Below are 2,640 nucleotides of genomic sequence, written 5' to 3'. Positions count from 1 at the left end.
GAGGCAGGCAGACGCGCGGCGGCCGCCTCCAGCGGCGGCGTCACGCCGGACTGCCCGCCGCCCGCGCCGGGCGCGCAGGCGGCGGGCAGCAGCAGCAGCAGCAACCGCGCATGCCGCATCGCTCAGCGTGCCCGCCGGCGGAGCAGTTGCAACGTCAGGTCGGCCACCACCGTCGCGACCGCGACGAGGAAGACGACCTGGAATACCGTCGCGAAGAACCACAGCCCGATCGGGAATGTCGCCGCCCCGCCCGGGATCGCCATCCAGCCCAGCGGCAGGAACAGGTAGCCATAGGCATGCGGCACGTTGTTGGCGATGTCGAAGGTGCCCTCGTAGATCATCTGCACGGCGACATAGAGGATCAGGAACAGGCCGAGCCAGCCGATCCAGCGATGCTTCTCCAGCAGCTTGGCGATGAAGGTCGCCGCGACGCCCATCAGCACGACGGAGAAGATCAGGCCGAAGGCCATGATGTAGGGATGGTCCTTCGCCGCGCCGGCGACCGCGAGCACGTTATCGAGACTCATCGAGATGTCGGCGACCAGGATCTGCGTGATCGCCTGGCGCAGAGTCTTCCTCGGCACGCCGGGCGTCTCATGGCCCTCGAGCGCCTCTACGCCCTCGTCCTGCTCCACATGATCCGCGCTGTGGTTCCCGCCGTCGCGCAGCTCGCGGTACATCTTCCAGCAGACCCACAGCAGCAGCAGCCCGCCCACGAAGACCAGGCCGACGACCTGCAGCAGCTGGATGGTGATGGAGGCGAAGCCGATGCGCATGATCGTCGCCGCGGCGATGCCCCAGAAGATCGCCTTGCGCCGCTGGTCGGCCGGAAGGCCAGCGGCAGCCATGCCGACGACCACCGCGTTGTCGCCGGCCAGCACGATGTCGATGAACAACACCGTGAAAAGCGCCTCGAGCTGCGGCCCGAATGACGAAAAGTCCATCTTTGCTCAACCTATCCCCGGACGGTTCATGATCTTTCGACGTCCCTCCGCAGGCTTGTCAACTGGCAGCGCCACGGGCGAAGAGGCAGCTCTCGCCGCCTGCGGCGCACACCGGCACGGAACCGCAAGATGATCCCGCGCTACAGCCGGCCCGAGATGGCCGCGATCTGGTCGCCCGAGAACCGCTTCCGCATCTGGTTCGAGATCGAGGCGCTGGCCGCCGAAGCCATGGCGGAGCTCGGCACCATCCCGCGCGCGGCGGCGCAGGCGATCCGAACGCATGGCGCGCCACGTCTCGCCGCGATCTCGCAGGCCGACCTGGATCGCATCGACGCGATCGAACGCGAGACGCGCCACGACGTGATCGCCTTTCTCACCTGGCTCGGCGAAGGCATCGGCGAGCATGCGCGCTTCATGCACCAGGGCATGACGAGTTCCGACGTGCTCGACACATGCCTGGCCGTGCAACTGACGCAGGCCGCGGACCTGCTGATCGCCGACGTGGACCAGTTGCTGGACGCGCTGCGCGGGCGCGCCGTAGAGCACAGGCACACGCCGACCATCGGCCGCAGTCACGGCATCCACGCCGAACCGACGACCTTCGGGCTGAAGCTGCTCAACCACTGGGCGGAGTTCCGACGCCATCGTGATCGGCTGGTCGCGGCGCGGGCCGAGGTCGCGACCTGCGCGATCAGCGGGCCGGTCGGCACCTTCGCCAGCGTCGACCCGCGCGTCGAGGCGCATGTCGCGAAGCATCTCGGCCTGGCGGTGGAGCCGGTCTCCACGCAGGTCATCCCGCGCGACCGTCACGCTGCCTACTTCGCGACGCTCGCCGTGGTCGCCTCCGGCCTCGAGCGGCTGGCGGTCGAGGTGCGGCACCTGCAGCGCAGCGAGGTGCGCGAGGCGGAGGAGTATTTCCACCCCGGCCAGAAGGGCAGCAGCGCCATGCCCCACAAGCGCAACCCGGTGCTGAGCGAGAACCTGACCGGGCTGGCGCGCATCGTGCGCGGCTATGCCGTGCCGGCGCTGGAGAACGTCGCGCTGTGGCACGAGCGCGACATCAGCCATTCCAGCGTGGAGCGCATGATCGGCCCCGACGCGACGGTGACGCTGGACTTCGCGCTGGTGCGCGCCGCCGGCATGATGGCGAAGCTGACCATCTACCCCGAGCGGATGAAGGCCAACCTCGAATCGCTCGGCGGCGTCGTGCACTCGCAGAAGGTGCTGCTCGCGCTGACGCAGGCGGGCATGAGCCGGGAGGACGCCTATGCCGCGGTGCAGCGTGCCGCCATGGCAACCTGGACGGCGCTCGGCACGCCCGGCGCGCGCGACTTCGCGGCGAACCTGCTCGCCGATGCCGAGGTGGCCGGGCGGCTCGATGCCGCGGCGCTGACGGCCGCGATGGATCCGGCGCGCGACTTCGGCCAGGTGGATGCCATCTTCGCCCGCGTCCTCGGCGAGGCGTGATCGCTCGCAGGCGTTCCGGGGCCGAAATGCCCAGGTGTCGCCACAGCCGCCCATCATATACTGGCCCCGATGAGGAGGTCGGGCGCCATGCGTTTGCTGCCGAAGCTTCTGTCGCTCGCCGTGCTGGCCGCCGCGCTGGCCGCGCCGCCGGCCGTCGCACCGGCGGCGGCCGAGGCCATCGCGGCGACGCCGGCCAGCGGCTACTGGTACGATCCGCCGCCGCGCTGGG

2 protein-coding genes are annotated in these 2,640 nt (G+C 69.9%); one reads left to right on the top strand and one right to left on the bottom strand.

Features of this window, described 5'->3' with window-relative positions; translation table 11 throughout:
• Positions 1 to 122: 122 nt before the first annotated feature.
• Positions 123 to 944 carry a TerC family protein gene (locus tag OZN99_RS29345; RefSeq protein WP_333779784.1) on the bottom strand — a complete coding sequence of 274 codons (822 nt, stop codon included), beginning with the start codon at positions 942 to 944 and terminating at the stop codon, positions 123 to 125.
• Positions 945 to 1,073: 129 nt separating this feature from the next.
• On the opposite strand from OZN99_RS29345, the gene purB reads away from it, so the two are divergent.
• The gene (gene purB, locus OZN99_RS29340; protein ID WP_270938754.1) at positions 1,074 to 2,411 is read left to right on the top strand and encodes an adenylosuccinate lyase; all 1,338 of its coding nucleotides are present in this window, start codon (positions 1,074 to 1,076) and stop codon (positions 2,409 to 2,411) included.
• Positions 2,412 to 2,640: the final 229 nt, after the last annotated feature.

It is taken from the genome of Falsiroseomonas oryzae (assembly GCF_027856955.1).
In the GTDB taxonomy this organism is placed as follows: domain Bacteria; phylum Pseudomonadota; class Alphaproteobacteria; order Acetobacterales; family Acetobacteraceae; genus Falsiroseomonas; species Falsiroseomonas oryzae.
The sequence above is the reverse complement of the archived record's forward strand: the minus strand, read 5'-3'. Positions and strand labels throughout refer to the sequence as shown.

What these genes read in the sequence shown, in the direction of transcription:
- OZN99_RS29345 (WP_333779784.1), bottom strand. Translation starts at nt 944, where the DNA reads ATGGACTTTTCGTCATTCGGGCCGCAGCTCGAGGCGCTTTTCACGGTG.
- purB (WP_270938754.1), top strand. Translation starts at nt 1,074, where the DNA reads ATGATCCCGCGCTACAGCCGGCCCGAGATGGCCGCGATCTGGTCGCCC.